Annotated in this window: 9 protein-coding genes and 1 tRNA gene; 6 read left to right on the top strand and 4 right to left on the bottom strand. The window is 43.5% G+C overall.

The window, feature by feature from the left end:
- From H164_RS15110 to H164_RS0106790, 3 genes are all read right to left on the bottom strand, one after another.
- Nucleotides 1–153 (bottom strand): DUF1896 family protein (locus tag H164_RS15110; protein WP_154652117.1); only part of this gene is annotated, 153 nt, incomplete at its 3' end.
- A gap of 25 nt (nt 154–178) precedes the next feature.
- Nucleotides 179–1,411 (bottom strand): site-specific integrase, encoded by a 1,233-nt coding sequence (locus H164_RS0106795; RefSeq protein WP_019967932.1) that lies wholly within the window; start codon nt 1,409–1,411, stop codon nt 179–181.
- 312 nt (nt 1,412–1,723) lie between these two features.
- Nucleotides 1,724–1,808: transfer RNA gene (locus tag H164_RS0106790), tRNA-Ser, on the bottom strand.
- An 840-nt stretch (nt 1,809–2,648) separates the two neighbouring features.
- On the opposite strand from H164_RS0106790, the gene H164_RS15875 reads away from it, so the two are divergent.
- The 6 genes from H164_RS15875 to H164_RS0106760 all read left to right on the top strand — a co-directional run bounded on the left by H164_RS15875 (nt 2,649) and on the right by H164_RS0106760 (nt 12,235).
- Nucleotides 2,649–2,822 carry a hypothetical protein gene (locus tag H164_RS15875; RefSeq protein ID WP_238315236.1) on the top strand — a complete coding sequence of 58 codons (174 nt, stop codon included), beginning with the start codon at nt 2,649–2,651 and terminating at the stop codon, nt 2,820–2,822.
- A 199-nt stretch (nt 2,823–3,021) separates the two neighbouring features.
- A complete protein-coding gene (locus H164_RS0106780; RefSeq protein ID WP_019967930.1) occupies nt 3,022–3,918 on the top strand; it encodes a sirohydrochlorin chelatase in 897 nt (298 codons plus the stop codon).
- A gap of 12 nt (nt 3,919–3,930) precedes the next feature.
- The gene (locus tag H164_RS0106775; RefSeq protein WP_019967929.1) at nt 3,931–6,981 is read left to right on the top strand and encodes a SusC/RagA family TonB-linked outer membrane protein; all 3,051 of its coding nucleotides are present in this window, start codon (nt 3,931–3,933) and stop codon (nt 6,979–6,981) included.
- A gap of 54 nt (nt 6,982–7,035) precedes the next feature.
- Nucleotides 7,036–8,421, top strand: coding sequence for a RagB/SusD family nutrient uptake outer membrane protein (locus H164_RS0106770; RefSeq protein WP_019967928.1), 1,386 nt, complete (start codon nt 7,036–7,038; stop codon nt 8,419–8,421).
- A gap of 74 nt (nt 8,422–8,495) precedes the next feature.
- A complete protein-coding gene (locus H164_RS0106765) occupies nt 8,496–11,351 on the top strand; it encodes a M16 family metallopeptidase (protein ID WP_025830107.1) in 2,856 nt (951 codons plus the stop codon).
- Nucleotides 11,348–12,235 carry a ChaN family lipoprotein gene (locus tag H164_RS0106760; protein WP_019967926.1) on the top strand — a complete coding sequence of 296 codons (888 nt, stop codon included), beginning with the start codon at nt 11,348–11,350 and terminating at the stop codon, nt 12,233–12,235. The genes H164_RS0106765 and H164_RS0106760 overlap by 4 nt, the downstream gene beginning before the upstream one ends.
- A gap of 636 nt (nt 12,236–12,871) precedes the next feature.
- Here the strand turns inward: H164_RS0106760 and H164_RS0106755 are convergent.
- Complete coding sequence (locus H164_RS0106755) at nt 12,872–13,786, bottom strand: hypothetical protein (RefSeq protein ID WP_025830109.1); 915 nt, start codon at nt 13,784–13,786, stop codon at nt 12,872–12,874.
- Nucleotides 13,787–13,804 lie beyond the last annotated feature (18 nt).

The following is a 13,804-nucleotide window of genomic DNA, read 5'->3' as shown; positions in this document are numbered from 1 at the left end:
GAAGCCTTGTGCCACTGCATCGCAGTAGGTGGTAAGAGCTTCGTCGGCTCTTGCCGTTATGAATGGTTTGTCACTCAGCATTTCGGGGAAATGCTCACTGAGGTAGTTCTCTAACTTCAGACGGAAGTAGGATAGTTCTTTCTTAGTTGTCATAATCTTCTTGGTTTAGGGTTGTACATTATTTTGAGTTGATGCCCATAGCAACATTGAACTTGTCTAACTTGCCAGCCAACTGTTCCATATCGTGTTCTATCTTCTTATTGGTTATACGGGCATAAATTTGTGTCGTTTTAATGTTGGTATGTCCTAGCATCTTCGACACACTTTCCATAGGAACACCCTTGCTGAGCGACATGGTCGCAAATGTATGCCGGGCAAGATGAAAGGTCAGATTCTTCTTGACACCGCAAAGGTCGGCAATTTCTTTCAAATATGCGTTGGTTTTCTGATTCGTTAGGATGGGAAATAGTTTGCCGTCCCGATAGGTCTTATGACTGTACTTGGCAATGATACTCTTGGGAATGTCAAGCAATAAAACATTTGTCTCCACATTTGTTTTCTGTCTCTTGGTCATAATCCACTGCTTATCATCAAGTGTTACGATATTGTCTGGTGTGAGATTGGAAACATCAATATATGCCAGACCTGTGAAACATGAAAAGATGAAAACATCCCTTACTAACTCCAAGCGTTGAATAGCAATTTCCTTGTTGGCTATCTTCATAATCTCCTCATCCGTGAGAAAACCTCGATTGACAGGCTCCAAGTGAAAACGATGATTGAGGAAGGGGTCGTGAAGAAGATAACCACGTTTTTGCGCATAGATAGTTACGGTCTTGAGTGCCTTCATCTTCTTGACTGATGTGTTGTAAGCGCAACCTGCCACTGTACTCAGATATAACTCAAAATCCTGTACCACGGATGGTGTGAACTCTGTCAGTCCTACATCCTTTCTTCCATACTTATGAATAAGGAATTCTGAGAAATGTCTTCTTAAAACGCTGTACTTTTGTAGGCTGTCTTTGCTGATAGTGTGTCCGACGCGTTGCCTGATGTCTTCGTTGAATCTGTCGAATACAGGGAGGAAAGTTGTATACTCCCTGTCTTTTCCCACAAAATAAGATCGGATTTTCTCCAATGACATGGAAGAGTCATCCTCAAATTTGTGATAGATGTTATTCAGTGTAGCAGAAATAGAATCCAATGCGGCATTGGCGGATAAAGCTTCAGCCGTCCGACCTTTGAGCCGACTTGTGGCATTGTTCCATACTGTCTTGTCCACGAAGATTTTCGTAGATCCGAAATTTGCCATCTCTCCGTTAAGGAATACACGGAGCATTACAGGCGACTTTCCTTCTTTGTTCTCATAGTTTGAGCGTAGGTAGAAGGACACCTTGAAAGTTGTTCTCATAATGCATCATTCTTTTGTGTAGCACTCGGCTGCAAAGTTAATATATAACATACTGAAACAGAAAGAATTGATGCCGTCAATATGGTATTCAGAATCCCGTCACTGCTACATTTTTTATTGCTACAATTTTTGTGTAGCAGTTTATGTAGCAGAATTTGACCGAATAATGACTGTCAAAACATAGGGTTATGCCGTCAGGCGATAGAGGTATATACAAAGAAAAATCGTTGTAAAACCTTGATTTTACAACGATTAGCTAATTTTTGAAGGCTAAATTGACAACCTTTGTAAAGTCCTTTTGAAGCCTATTAGCGGAGAGAGAGGGATTCGAACCCCCGGTGCCTTGTAGCACGACGGTTTTCAAGACCGTTGTAATCGACCACTCTACCATCTCTCCAATGGTTTTTAATAACAAACTTTTATTCAAAAAGCGAATGCAAAGGTAATATATATTTTTAGAATGTGCAAACGTTTCGCAAACTTTTTCGTTAGTAAAGAGTAAACATTCAAGATAGAAGCACAATTTCTTAATGGGTGATTGTAAGAGTAGACCTCCGTGTTGGAAGCGGGCGTTCTTGGTGCGAAGCGACAAGGTTGTCCGCCTCCTACACGGAGGAATAAAAAACGGCCGGCAATACAAAAATAAAAAAGGGAGACCACTGTCTCCCAAGGATTAATTACTTTTGTATTGTCATATGTACAAGCACTTAACCCGTGAGCAAAGGTACACAATCTACCTGGAAAGAGCCCGATTAGAGGAGGAGTATGATTAAGAGAAACAGACTATGCCAGCTCGGGGTAAAAGAACCCACCCGATGGTTCTACGGCGTCGGACGATAGTTCCTTTTTATCATCCGAGCCCTCGGAAAACAGTTTAAGCTTTCTTTTTCTTCCATCCGAGGCCTCGGATAGTGTTTTCTGTTAATTAATTTCATATCTGAGGTCTCGGACAACACTTTTTGTTAATTAATTTCACATCTGAAACCTCAGATAATATTTCCCGTTAATTAATTTCACGTCCGAGACCTCAGACAGTGTTTTCTGTTAATTAATTTTACATTTGAGGCCTCGGATAACAGTTCTTTTTCTATTTAGCTTCCAACCGAGCCGTCCGACGAGTGTTCCTTTTTTGTTTTCCGTTAATCTGATGCTTCAGAGACGCAGTTTTTCCTGTTTTTTCTCCATGGGGCTCATATCGAACTCACATAGGGTAGAGCGCAGCACGAACTTCCTCGTCATGGAAAGGCGCAAGTATGCGGCCATGCCGCCGGCCAAGACCGTATGGAGGCTGCTCATGCCCTGCATGCGAGAGCATCTCAAGACAACGGAAGCGAATTTGCCGAGCGATTACACGCAGGTTGCACTGGATGGCTTCAGGCTAAAATCAACAGAAGACCAAGGGAAAAATTGAACTTCGCAACACCGAGGCTGGAGTTTTACAAGTATTATTCGGAATGTTGCACTTGCTGGTTGACTCTTTAAACATATTTCATTATTTTTAGGTATTGTCTTATTCTGTTTAATACTATAATTTTGCGAAATATTTTATTTATATTTCTTCATTATATTCAACTAAGATTTAAGGTAAAAAAAATAATTCAAGTAAGACAATGAACAAAAAAAATATGTTGGCGTTAGCTTTGATGCTAACCGCTTTTGCAACTCTAAGTGCTAAAACTGCGTTGATAATTGTAGCCCATGGGTCTCCTATGGAATCTTGGCGGAAACCTGTTTTAGCGCTCGAACCACTTGTCAAAGAGCAGTTGGCTACGAAAAAGCTCAAGGGGATAGATATCGTCAAGGTCGCACTCATGGAATATACGGAACCCTCTGTGGCATCAGTAGTGAAAGCTTGTGAAGCTGAGGGCGCAGATACGATCTTTGCTCTTCCTGTCTTCATGGCGCCATCGAGCCATACTGAAGAAGATCTTCCGAATATTCTCGGACATAAATATAATCCCTATGTGCGGGAGGAGCTGGCAGAGGAGCAAACGGAATTGGTACATACCAAGGCACCTATCATCCTCGGTCCTACGTTTTATTATAGTTATTTGTTAGAGGAAAGTATGTTGAACCGTGTGCAAAGCCTCTCGAAGGATGCTCCTAACGAGGCTGTAATCTTCCTTGCCCATGGTGACCCCGAGCGTGATGGATTTTGGGCGGAAGTTCTCAAGAATGTTGATAAATACACAAAGGAGCACACGAAAATCAATTATGTCGACCATGCGCTTATCGAGATGGGACATGATTTTGCCAATGAACTGATGCCATTGTTGACCAAAGCGTCCCAAAAGAAAAAGCGAATTATTGTCCAAGGTATCTATCTGACTTCTGATGTGAAGCGTATGGCAGACCGTCATAAGATGACAGAAGTGCAGAGTGATCTTGTAAAGAAGACAGGAGTAGAGATTGTCTATAGTGCTGATGGTATTCTTCCGGCTTGCACGCCACTTGTCGTGGCTTGGATAGTAGCCCAAACAAACAAATGGGTTGAAAGCAAACGATAGACCTTTTACGTCATGAAGAACCTTCAATTGTGGTGTCTTTTTACATTGCTGGGTCTCTTCCTTCCTTTTCAAGAAGTTGAGGCTCAGGAACGAAGGGTCTATGGTTATGTGACAGATACCGATAATGATCCACTTGTAGGCGTGAGTGTCCGGATTCAGGGAACTCAGATTGCGACTATTACAGATATCAAAGGTCGTTACCAATTAAATGGCGACTTTGATAAAGGCTCGGTGATTTCCTTTACCTATATTGGGTTTTCTCAAAAGAAATTGAACTATGACGGGCGTGAGCGAATAGACGTAAAGATGCAGGCGGCAGAGAACAGGTTGAGTGAGGTCGTAGTAAAGGCGAGGAGTAATATCAATGCCATTGACCTCCGTGCAAAAGCAGGAATAGTTGAGTCAATAGATATGAAACGCCTTAGTGAGAAACCCATGATCGACATGGGATTGGCTTTGCAAGGCATGATACCGGGATTGAACGTTATAAATACGGGTGATATCGGTAGTAAACCGCAAATCAGAATACGTGGAAACTCCTCGTTCCGACGTGGCAATACGAGCAACGAACCACTCTATGTACTCGACGGAAAGATTATCTCAGCCGAATCATTCTATAATCTCAATCCGCAGGATATAGCAAGTATAAAGGTATTGAAGGATGCTGCTGCCGGTGCTCTGTATGGTATAAAAGCTGCCAACGGCGTGTTGGAGATAAGCTCACAGCGCGGTTATAAGGGAAAAATGACACTCACATACGGCATTGATATGGGCCTGACGATGCGTGGAAGACGTGGTGTCCGGCTCATGGATACGGATGAGAAATTAGAATTAGAGCGTCTGTTACAGAATCCAGCAACACCGGGCTATCGTTTCAGTAGGGATTATTACGAACGCTATCATGCTTCCGATCCGAATAAAGAACAGTTGATAGCAGAGGGAGAAAAGCACTTGTCTGCATTAAGGAACATTCATACAGATTGGTTCAAAGAACTCATTCATAATAATTTCTACCAAAAGCACAATGTCAGTATAAAGGGAGGAAACGGAAATACAACCTATTATCTGTCAGGAAACTGTACTTATCAAGGTGGGCGAATAGAAGGGAATAACAAGCAACGCTTTAGTGTCCGAATGGGGTTGGACCAGCAACTGGGCAAGATAGGCTACCTGATGATTGGTGTGTTAGGTGGGTATGCTAAGAGTAAGTCGCCTAATGGTTCATCTTTCGACCCTACTTCGTTAGTTTATAATCTCAATCCTTACGAGCAAAAGACAGGCGAACTCTACTCTTACCCTAATAGAACGTATCGCGATCTCACTAAGCAGTATCAGAGCGATGCCTCTGATAAAAATGCCGGAGTGGATGTTAACCTGACGTTAACACCCTGGAAGGACTTGACATTAGCATACATTGCAGGTTTAGACTATCTCCAGGATGATAGCCACAGCTTTACTCCCGCATCATCGTATAACGAACAAAACACCGGTATTCCAATCAATGCAAGGGGTATCTATAGCCGTACGAAGGGTACAACGGTCAATCTGTCAAGCAATGTCCGGACTACTTACAACCACGTGTTCGCCGATGTTCACGATGTTACATTGGGTGCAAACTTCGATTATTATCTTTATGACTATGATGCGGTGGGTATCACTGGATATGGAGTAGGTAATGTTGATGCTCCCTCTGCGATTAACAACTCATTGCACGGATTACGTCAGCCATCTGTGAGAAATCCTCGCGACAAGAATGCACAGATAGGTATGGGTGTCGTGGCAGGCTATACTTACAATACCGTTTATGATGCTTACTTCACTTATAAGGCTGATGCTTCGTCAATTCTCCCGTCAGACAAGCGTTGGAATTCGGCTTGGGCAGCAGGCTTAGGCTGGACACCAACCAATTATTCTTGGCTGAAAGACAATAAGATTCTATCAAAATTAAATATGAAGGCATCATACGGTGTCACGGCAAACCTCAATGGTGTGACGGTGTCTAATACTGTCGGGACCTTCATGTTTGGTGAACAATCTTATGAAAACAGCCGGATATTATCGTTATTATCGCTTTATAACAAGGATTTGAGGGCCGAGCAGAACAAGTCCACGGACTTAGGCATGACCATAGAATTTCTAAAACGCATTACGCTTGATGTCAACTGGTACAACCGCCGCACTGAACAGGCACTCTTGGATGTGCCCATTGCCACAAGTTCGGGTTTCTCTTCTCTTAAACGCAATATAGGTGTGTTACAGAACCGGGGCATAGAAGTGGGGCTGAATGCTAAGATTTTAGACGGGTTTGACTGCCGACTGTCTGTAGGAGGGAACATTGCCTATAATGACAATAAGGTGGTAAGCCTCTATTGGACGGACAAGCTCTACCTTGATGAACAATCCATAGTGCCAAATTATGAGGTAGGAAAAGCATACGATATGATCTATGGTTTGCACTCGTTAGGTATCAATCCACTCACAGGTTATCCCGTTTTTCTTACTCCGGAAGGGGTTGAGAAGCAGGGTACGGAGCCGCTCATGCGAAGCGATTTCGTTGCCTTGGGGCATCAGACGCCACCTTATTCTGGTAGCTTCTATGCCAGCTTCTCTTATAAACAGTTCGATGTAGACATCTCATTCTACTATGTCTTTGGTGGAAAACAACGCTTCTCTTATCAGTATGTGCGCAATAGTGACAAAGCCATCTACAATGCCGTGTCTGGACAAACACGGAAGATGTGGTTTAAGCGGGGGGATGAAAATAAGGAATACTGGACTCCATTCTACACACAAAGCATTGCAGAAGAGAACCTCGCACTCTATCCTAACACACGGACAGTGGGCAGTAGTGACTATATAAGACTCTCAAGCGTATCGCTGCGATATCGGATTCCGTCTAATTGGCTCCACAAGACAATCCCATTCGTACAATATGCAAATTTCGGATTACAAGGTTCTAACCTCTTTACATGGACCAAATACAAGGAGTCCGACCCGGAGAGTGGTACGCTTGCTGGTACAATGCAACCGATATTCACATTCAATCTCAATTTAACATTCTGATAATACGTTATGAAACAGAGTAAGTTTGCTCTTAAGACGCATTAAAGATACGATATGAAACAAAGTATATTAATATTCAAAAGCATTGCAGTGGGGTTGTGTCTGATATCATTATACGCTTGCAGTCTTAATATTCCGCCCCAAGATCAGTTCTCTGATCCGGATGCAATAACGAATGTTTCCAATGCACGATCGCTGCTGGCATCAGCTTATTCTTCCTTTCCTCACCAGGAGTATGAGTTCTCTTTGTTGGGAAACGACTTCGTTCCTACTTCTCTTTCCATAAAGGACGTTGATGCTTTGAATCTTTATAACTGGAATGACAAAGAAATCCGTAAGCTTGCTCCAAGTCTTTGGCAGAATTATTACAATGTGATTGCGCAGTGTGATGGATTACTTGAACGCATGAATGATGTGAAGACAGAGACGGCAAACGAAGAAAATGAGAAACTTGCAATCGCTTCAGAGGCTAAGACTTTAAAGGCCTTGTGCTATCTCCTGTTGCTTAGGCTCTTTGCCCCAGCATACGATGTGAATCCTGACGCACCTGGGATTATCTTGAAAAGTCAACTTGGAATAGAGGATAAGCAGCGTTCTTCAATACGTGAGTGTGTAGTAAAGATCAAGGAGTTGCTTACCGATGCTGCACAAGTAAACCACACTTCTTCTCGTAATGGATGGCTCTCCCAAGAGGCTGTACAATATCTTTTAGCTGATTTAGCACTCTATTCAGGTGATTATCAAGGAGCTATTGATTCGGGAGATAAGGTCTTGGCCAAGAGTAATGATACCTATTTTACAGCGGAAGGAGTTAATAGCTTGTGGACAGTAAATAGCTATCCAGGACGTATCTTTGCTTTTAATATTATCTCAACTTACTATGCTGGTATTCAATATAGTGTTCAGGAGGGTGATTATTTCATGGTTAATCCGCAGTTGAGCCTTGGCTCGTCTGATGTGCGAAAGGCTTCATTCACTTATCCTTTTATGATGAATGGTTCCGTCAGAGAACTCCTTGGGAAGTACAATCGATGCAATAAACTAAGTCAGACAACGGCTTATATCAATACAATGCGATATGCCGGGGCTTATTATATTGTGTCTGAAGCCTATTGCAGGAAGGGGGATACAGAGGCTGCACGCACTTTGATCAATCATTATTGGCATTGTATAGGTGTGGCAGAAGCCCCATCGGGTCTTTCTAATCAAGCCCTTTTAGATCTTATTTTGGTTGACAAACAACGCGAATTTATAGGCGAGGGGGTTAATTTCTTCGACCTCAAGCGTACTCATTCGGCAGCTTTGAAGCGACAATCTCAGTGGGGAAACGGTGTTGCTGCCAGTGTGTCGCCTGATGATTATCGTTGGACATTCCCTATTCCGGTGTCCGAATATCGATTCAACAAGGTGGAACAGAACACCGGATGGCCTTCTAATTAATCCATAACAGTTCGAGATGGTTATGAACAGGCGTATGTTGTTTATTCTTTATGTCCCTAAATAATATGGATAAGATGAAGAACATATTCATCCAATATACTCTTTTATTATCTTTCATGTTCGGTTTACTGTCTTCTGGACATGCTTTGGCACAATCTTCACGAATCGGGTGTAGTCTTATTTCTCTACCGAAAGGTTCTGTTGAGGGGAGATTGAGTAACGGATTGCGTTACATCATATTGCCTAATGCTTTGCCACGGCATAGTGTTGAGGTGCGGATGGTAATGAATGTCGGTTCGTTACAGGAGGAAGACGACCAGCGGGGTAGTGCACATTTCCTGGAACACTGTGCCTTCATCGGTACAAAACACTTTCCTAAACGTGCTCTTGTTGATTATTTTGAAGGTCAAGGCATGAAGTTCGGACGTGATATTAATGCCTTTACGGGGTTCGATCGCACGATCTATTGGCTTTCATTACCTTATTATTCAGATCATCGGGAAGTACTTGACACAACCTTCTTAGCCCTTCGCGACTGGCTTTGTGATATTGATTTTGACAACGAACGGGTGAAGAAGGAACGGGGTGTCATCGTAGAAGAACTGCGCGGGTATCAGCAGAATGATGATTTCTATAGTCTCAAGATGGGGCATAACCGTTATGCTGAGCGGATTCCTCTTGGTACTGAGCAGGACATAAACAGCATTGACGGCAATCGGCTGAAGGCTTTCTATAAGCGGTGGTACATTCCATCGCATGCCACTGTGCTTATTGTTGGACAGGTCAATGTTACGGAAGTAATAGAGAAACTGTCTCGGACATTAGGTACAATACCTTCAGATAATACTGGTAAATCCCTGACTAAGTTCCCAATGTGCTATGCCAAGGGAGCAAATTGGATGGAGATAGAGGATAGCGTTCGGTATGAAGACAAGTTGGAACTTATCATTCCGCATACCACTTGTGTGAGGCGGACATTACAAGATGCCGTTGAGGAGCAGCGTAGGCGTATGCTTGCACAGTGTCTGTCGGAGCGTTTTGCAGCAGATAGTATAAGATGTAACGTGTCAGACGACTGGTACTTAGCTGATAATGATCATTTCGTATTGTCGTTTCGGGGTACATCTACTGCTGATTTAGAACATCAGTTAAGTGCTGTGTCTGCCGAGTGTCACCGTTTGTTACGCTTTGGAGTGCCGCATGGCGAACTGCAGCAGCTTATAGATACACGCTTAGTTCATCTCATACCTGACACCACCCAACATCTTTCCGCTAATATCTGTGATGATTTAGTAGATTATATCACTGCCGGTGACCGTACGCTTTGGAAGCCCGACGAGGTGGAATGGGTGCGACAGCAAGTAGCAATGACAACGGGGAAGCAGCTGCAACAGGTCATGAAAGGGCTGCTTAAACATTTGAGCCGTAACCGATTGTATGCTTATACCTATGTCAATAACAGTTCTGAGACAGCTCGTCTCACAGCTGAAAGAGCTGATTACGCATGGCGCATAGGTGAGAAACGTCCTTTAACTCCCTACGTCTTTCGTATGAAGGAACAGTTGAGCGAACCTCGTATCATAGTCCCTTTATGCTTAGCCCAACCAGCAGTTTTCACCCCAGACAGTATTGAAAGCCGACAGAAATGGGCTGACTTAGGAACTGAGGAGGTGGTGTTGAAGAATGGATTAAGACTCATTCTTCGTCCAACCATAGACGAAGACTCCACAATCTCGTTAGTCGTAATAGGTCGGGGGGGCACTGCTGATCTCTCGCTTCCAATGCAGTTGAAGCTACATGATGCTGTCGGTTATGTGGATATGGGTGGTCTGTCCAAGGTTCAAAATGATACTTTATTGTCTGTTATGACACAGGATGAACTCTCGATGACCGTGGGTGTAGATGCTTTTTGGCACCAGCTCCTGGCTTCAGCCCCTGCAGGCAAAAGTACGGAACTCTTCAATTTAGTGTATCAGAAGATGTGTTCCCCTGAAATAAATCGTAAGGACTTTGAGGAGACTGTGACAGCAGAGATAGAAAACTTAGGCAAAGAAACAATCCTTGATAAGCTGCTTGCACATGATACCGACCGTCTGATGGCAAGTACGATAGACTCGCTGGTAGGTAATTCGGTGGATAATAGCAGGAGACACCTTACAAAGTCTGTGTTGAGCACTCTCGATATTGATACGCTGACAACCTATTATAAACGCTTGTTTGCCGACCCATCACGCCTCACGGTTATTCTGACAGGCAACTTCCCGATAGCAGATGTGTTACCAAAAGCTGTCGCTACGTTTGCTCAGATGAATGTACAGTCGTCGCCATTACCACTGAACAATACTCCATTCCACATTGGCAAAGAGATGGTTAAGAAAGGCTTTGAGGGCGGAAACGATCATCAGACACTGGTCAATTATATCTTTGCAGGTAACTATACGCCCTCGCTTCAAAACTCTCTCTGTATGAAACTTATCCGTGACGTACTGCAAGATCGTGTGTTGAAAGTGTTACGAGAAAGGGAAAATCTTGTTTATTCGCCTTATGTAGACCTCTATTATAATGGTATTCCACAGCAGAAATATCATTTCATGATTACCGTTTCGATGAAGGATGAAAATCAGCAGCGGGTAGAGAGGTTATTGAAGGACATCATAGCCCAGCTAAAGGCATCACCCATCAGTATATCCGAACTCGGCAAGATGAAGCGTTCGTTCCTTGTCACAAAGGAGAAGATACTTAACGATAAGGCTCCAGCCGAATGGAAGACAGCATTGATGACACTCGTTAAGAATGGAGAATCGCTGTATGATTTCGACCGTTATGCAGTGTGTCTGAACGATATTACATCTGAGAAATTACAAGAGATGATAAACGAGATGATTGTTTGGAGCCAAAGATATGTAGTCTATAAAACACAAATGAAATGAAGATGATAAAGAAATTACGATTACTTTTTTGTTTCGTCAGCATCTTTACGGCAATGCAAGGGACGGCACAGACACAGCCTGAAGCCTATCGTTTGTATGATAGTAAGGGGAAGGTTATTACTTACGACCAATTGGTAAAGGAGATTACTAAGGTTGATGTAGTCTTTGTGGGCGAAATCCATAACTGTGTAATAACGCATTGGCTGGAACAGAAACTGCTCAATAGCCTCTACAAGATTCATAGGAAGGAGCTGAAAATGGGTATGGAGATGTTTGAAAGTGACAACCAGCTCATCTTAGATGAGTATCTCCAGGGACAGATAACAGGTGATCGCTTCGAGGAAGAAGTACGCCTTTGGCCTAATTATAGCACGGATTATGCAGCCTTGATTTCCTATGCGCGTGAGCATCATATCCCCGTTGTGGCTACGAATATACCTCGTCGCTATGCTACGGCTGTGAAGGAACACGGCTTAAGCTATCTTGATTCGCTCTCAACAGAGGCTAAAGCCTATATGGCACCACTCCCTATACGCTTTCAGACGAATGAGAGTGTGGAACAGGGATTTGCCCTTATGGGGTTAATGGGGAAGAATAAGAATGCAAACCCACGCCAGATTGCTGAGGCGCAGGCTATCAAAGATGCCACAATGGCATGGCGAATAGCACAGAACCTGCAAGGAAAATTCATCCATTTCAATGGTAACTTCCATACAGACAACCATGATGGAATTATTCCTTATCTGTTACAATACAAACCAGGAACGACTTACACGGTAGTGAGGGCGGTCAGACAAGAGGATATCTCACATCTGGAGGATGATTATAAAGGCATTGCTGATTTTTATATCTGTGTGCCCGAGGATATGACGACATCCTACTGATGTGTTCGTATGTAAGTGGAGAAGTTTTGGAATTGAAGCCATTGTGACCTATTGTCAGTATAAAAATAAAAGGCTGGAATCCAAATAGGATTTCAGCCTTTAATTCTTACGCGAGTTCGGGATAAATCCCAATGGGGGAAAAATCAAAAAGAGCCTCGGGGCCTCCGCCGAGACTTCGAGAAACAAAAAATACGTAGCGGGACCTCCGCCGGAAGCCAAGGGGAAAGATACACATCAGCGGGAGTCCCGCCGGAAGTCAAAAGCCAAAATGCGTGTCGGCGGAAGTTCCGCCCAAGGTTAAACGTTAAGAAATGTATCAGCGGAAGTTCCGCTAAGAGCTAAACGTTAAGAAATGTATCTGCGGAAATTCCGCTAAGAGTTAAATGTTAAGATATGTATCAGCGGAAGTTCCGCTAAGAGTCAAAAGTTAAAAGATGTATCGGCGGAAACTCCGAAGAGGTGACGGATCAACGGAAATAACTTTTGCCTCGTTCCGTCACCTCTTCAAGGTTCCTGCCGCTCCCGTCACGACAGCGGGAGCTACGTACATCGCGCCCCCGCCTTTGTTCTGCCGCCTCTTCGAGGTTTCCGTCTGAATATTCTTATCCCGAACTGACGTAATTCTTATAGGGAAACTTATTCTACTACCACAGGCCGGATAGAATTTCCATTGCGACAGTTCTCGCCGTTGTTGTCGTATACGCCATCATTGTCGAAGCTAAGGCTGCGTGCATAGTCTTTTGAGTCTTCAAACAGAATGGATGAGGTGTAATAGCCACCATATCCAGCATACTTTACGGCTTTGGTGTCGTCGTATCGTGAGCCAGCACAAGGCAGGAAAAGTCCCTTTGATAGGTCGTCTTGGGTTATTTCTTTAGGGGCTCTGATGGTCATTGCAAATTCTCCTTCTCCTGGTTCAGTCACCAAATATCCATAGATTCGTTTATTATCGTCTACGATGACATACCCGAACTGCCATTTCCCTTTCTGCACCAGGTCGCTGATCTCTGCATAACGTGGCAGGCGATACTTTCCCTTTGTAGCCCAATAAGCGATATCACCAAAGGTAGCTTGTTCAAAATCAGTGGTTTTATTCAGGAATTTGTCGTCTGTATACATCTTCCCGGCAATATCGGTTTTTGTTGTGTTACCATACACATCTTTCGAATAGGTGAGTGCGTTACTGCCACAAACACCAAAGTTGAAATGGTCAATCTGGTCGTCAGCCTGTTCAATCTCAAATTTGTAGGCTTCTGAAGCGTTTCTGTGGAGTCCGTAACGTGGTTTGAAATAATCCCACTGATGGTCAGCAATCTTCCATGTTCCTTTATCGTATTGAAGGTTTCCTGTGGCCCATTTCACACCGAAGAGGGTGACGTACTGTGTGGCTGGCTGTGGAGCATTACTTGCTTCGAAAGAGATTCTTTCGATGTCATCAGCAGGAATCTGTACGATTTCACCACCTTTTTTGACCACCTTCATCTGGTAGGTCTGTGCAAAGAGTGTTCCGAATGTAAAAGAGAGAAGGAACGAGAGTAGATATTTTTTCATTTCTGTTTTTTTATTGTT

Source organism: Segatella maculosa DSM 19339 = JCM 15638, from assembly GCF_000382385.1.
Taxonomy (GTDB): Bacteria; Bacteroidota; Bacteroidia; order Bacteroidales; family Bacteroidaceae; genus Prevotella; species Prevotella maculosa.
The sequence above is the reverse complement of the archived record's forward strand: the minus strand, read 5'-3'. Positions and strand labels throughout refer to the sequence as shown.

Coding starts and splice junctions, on each gene's coding strand:
- H164_RS0106770 (WP_019967928.1), top strand. CDS start 7,036: ATGAAACAAAGTATATTAATATTCAAAAGCATTGCAGTGGGGTTGTGT.
- H164_RS0106755 (WP_025830109.1), bottom strand. CDS start 13,786: ATGAAAAAATATCTACTCTCGTTCCTTCTCTCTTTTACATTCGGAACA.
- H164_RS0106795 (WP_019967932.1), bottom strand. CDS start 1,411: ATGAGAACAACTTTCAAGGTGTCCTTCTACCTACGCTCAAACTATGAG.
- H164_RS0106775 (WP_019967929.1), top strand. CDS start 3,931: ATGAAGAACCTTCAATTGTGGTGTCTTTTTACATTGCTGGGTCTCTTC.
- H164_RS0106780 (WP_019967930.1), top strand. CDS start 3,022: ATGAACAAAAAAAATATGTTGGCGTTAGCTTTGATGCTAACCGCTTTT.
- H164_RS0106760 (WP_019967926.1), top strand. CDS start 11,348: ATGAAGATGATAAAGAAATTACGATTACTTTTTTGTTTCGTCAGCATC.
- H164_RS15875 (WP_238315236.1), top strand. CDS start 2,649: ATGGAAAGGCGCAAGTATGCGGCCATGCCGCCGGCCAAGACCGTATGG.
- H164_RS0106765 (WP_025830107.1), top strand. CDS start 8,496: ATGAAGAACATATTCATCCAATATACTCTTTTATTATCTTTCATGTTC.